Source organism: Streptomyces triticirhizae, assembly GCF_003696235.1.
Classification (GTDB): Bacteria; Actinomycetota; Actinomycetes; order Streptomycetales; family Streptomycetaceae; genus Streptomyces; species Streptomyces triticirhizae.
In genome coordinates this window covers 1-2,620 of the sequence record NZ_RFFJ01000354.1, presented here as the reverse complement: position 1 = coordinate 2,620, position 2,620 = coordinate 1, and the positions used below count along the sequence as shown (strand labels likewise).

Annotated in this window: 2 protein-coding genes; one reads left to right on the top strand and one right to left on the bottom strand. The window is 75.5% G+C overall.

What is annotated here, in order from left to right; all coding sequences use genetic code 11:
• Nucleotides 1-185: 185 nt before the first annotated feature.
• Nucleotides 186-962 (top strand): SDR family oxidoreductase, encoded by a 777-nt coding sequence (locus tag EBN88_RS29510; RefSeq protein ID WP_122400046.1) that lies wholly within the window; start codon nt 186-188, stop codon nt 960-962.
• A gap of 56 nt (nt 963-1,018) precedes the next feature.
• On the opposite strand, the gene EBN88_RS29505 is transcribed toward EBN88_RS29510, so the two are convergent.
• Nucleotides 1,019-2,620 (bottom strand): DUF885 domain-containing protein (locus EBN88_RS29505; protein WP_147472909.1); only part of this gene is annotated, 1,602 nt, incomplete at its 5' end.

The following is a 2,620-nucleotide window of genomic DNA, read 5'->3' as shown; positions in this document are numbered from 1 at the left end:
GCGCACGTGCCCGCCGGCCGACGCGGCGCCGACTCGCGTTCGACGCGCCGGCAGGCCGGCCGGCCGGGCCCCCCGCCGCAGGGCGGCGGCGCCGCCGCGTGTCAGTGGCGGCCGGGCCGTCTCGTCCCAGGTAGTGACGACGGGTTCCGGCTGGGACCCACCTCGACACGACAAGGGAGCCGGTCATGGCGGACAGGGACGAGGGCACCACGCGGCGGAAGGTCGCGCTGGTCACCGGGGCGAACAAGGGCATCGGCCGTGGGGTCGCCGAGGAACTCGCCGCGCGGGGCATGACGGTCCTGCTCGGCGCCAGGGACGCGCGGCGCGGCGAGGAGGCCGCCGCCTCGGTCCGCGCGGCCGGCGGCGACGCGCACGCGGTCGCCCTGGACGTCACCGACCAGGCCACCGTCCGCGCGGCGGCGCGGACGGTGGAGGAGCGGTTCGGCCGCCTCGACGTGCTGGTCAACAACGCCGGCATCACCGGCTCCGGGCGGGTCACGCCCGACCAGGCGCACGACCAGGTCCCCAGCTCCGTCGAACTCGACATGGTCCGGGCGGTGTTCGAGACCAACGTCTTCGGCGTGATCGCGGTGACCAACGCCATGCTGCCGCTGCTGCGGAGGTCGGCGGCGCCCCGCGTCGTCAACGTCAGCAGCCATGCCGCGTCGTTGACGCTGACCAGCGATCCGGAGGGCCCGTTCGCCTCCCTGCTGCCCTCGGCCGCTTACGCGCCGTCCAAGAGCGCGTTGACCGCGCTGACCGTGCAGTACGCCAACGAGCTGCGGAAGGACGGCGTTCTGGTCAACGCGGTCGCCCCCGGCTTTGTCGCCACGGACAGCAACGGCCACGCCGGGGTCCTCACGGTCGCGCAGGGCGCGGCCGTCGTGGTGCGGCTGGCCACGCTCGGCCCGGACGGCGGGACCGCCGGGTTCCTCGGCGCGGAGGGCCCGGTGCCCTGGTGACAACGGGCGCCCGGGGCGCGCGCGACGTGCCGCGCGCCCCGGGCCGCCGGGCCCCGCTACAGCCGGCCCAACTCCCGTTCCAGGTCGTCCAGTCCCAGCGAGCCCAGCGACAGCGCCGCCATGTGCCACGCCTTCGCGTCGAAGGCGTGGCCCGCCTGGCCCGCCCGGCGTCGGGCCGCCTCGCGGCCGGCGAGCCAGGCGCGTTCGCCCAGCTTGTAGCTGATGGCCTGCCCGGGCAGGCCCAGATAGCGGACGATCTCCGAGTCCGTGAACGCCGCGTCGAACCCGGTGTGCCGCCGGAAGAACTCCGTGGCCAGTTCCGGCGTCCAGCGTTCCCCCGGGTGGAAGTCCTCGCCCGCCGGAACCCGCAGCCCCAGGTGCATCCCGATGTCCACGATCACCCGCACCGAGCGCATCATCTGGGCCGAGAGGTAGCCGAGCCGGTGCGCCGGATCCGTGAGGTAGCCCAACTCGTCCATCAGCCGCTCCGCGTACAGCGCCCAGCCCTCGGTGGTGGCGCTGACCGAGCCGAGGCTGACCTGGTACCGGGAGAGCCGCTCCGCGACGTGCACCCACTGCGCCAGTTGCAGGTGGTGGCCGGGAACGCCCTCGTGGTACCAGATCGAGACCAGCTGCCAGGTGGGGAAGCGGGTGGCGCCGCGCGTCGGCAGCCAGGTGCGGCCGGGGCGTCTGAAGTCCAGTGAGGGGCGGGTGTAGTAGGGGGCCGCCGCGCTGCCCGGCGGGGCGATCATCGACTCGACGCGGCGCACCGGCTCGGCCAGGTCGAAGTGGACGCCGTCCAGCTCCGCGATCGCCCGGTCCATCAACTCCTGGAGCCAGAGCCGGATTTCCTCCACGCCCTCCACGGCCTCGCCGTGTTCCTCCAGGTGGCGCGTCACGGCCAGCGTCGACTCACCGGGCAGCACCCGCCGCGCCACCGCCCGCATCTCCTCGGAGAGCCGGTGGAACTCCGACCAGCCGTAGGCGTAGGCGTCGTCCACGTCGAGGGCGGCGCCGGTCCAGAGGCGGGCGCCCAACAGGTAACGCTCCCGGCCCACGCCGTCGGGGGTGCCGTCGGCGGCCGGGAGGTAGGTGTCGGTGAGGTAGCGGCGCAGCCGGTCCAGGGAGGCGGCGGCCTCGTCGGCGGCGCGGTCCAGCTCGTCGCGGAGTTCCTCGGGGCCCTCGGCGACCAGCGTCCGGTACCAGTCGGCGGCGAGCATCTCGCCCAGCAGCCCGGCCATGGCCCCGGCCTGTCGGGGCGCGGTCAGCAGCCCGCGCGCGATGCCCGCGTCCAGGCTCTCGGTGTAACGGGTCAGCGCCTGCGGCGTGTTGCGCAGCTGCGCGGCCACCACGGCCCAGTCGTCCGGGGTTTCCCTGGGGGCCTGGAGCAGCATCGACCGCAGGTTCAGAACGGGGTTGAACAGGTTGCGCACCTGCCGCAGGCCCTCGCCGGCCTCGTGGGCCGCCAACTCGGCGGTGAGGCGTTCGCGCAGCAGCCTGGCCGCCCGCCGCTCCACATCCGGGAGTTCACCGGCGCCCCCTCCGGCAGGAGCGCCCGCACCCGCCGGGTCGCCCGAGCCTGCCGGGGCGCCCGTTCCCGGTTCCGCGCCCACGCCCGCGCCGAGCGCCCCCGCGCCCACGCCAGCCGCCCCCGCGCC

What these genes read in the sequence shown, in the direction of transcription:
- EBN88_RS29510 (WP_122400046.1), top strand. Translation starts at nt 186, where the DNA reads ATGGCGGACAGGGACGAGGGCACCACGCGGCGGAAGGTCGCGCTGGTC.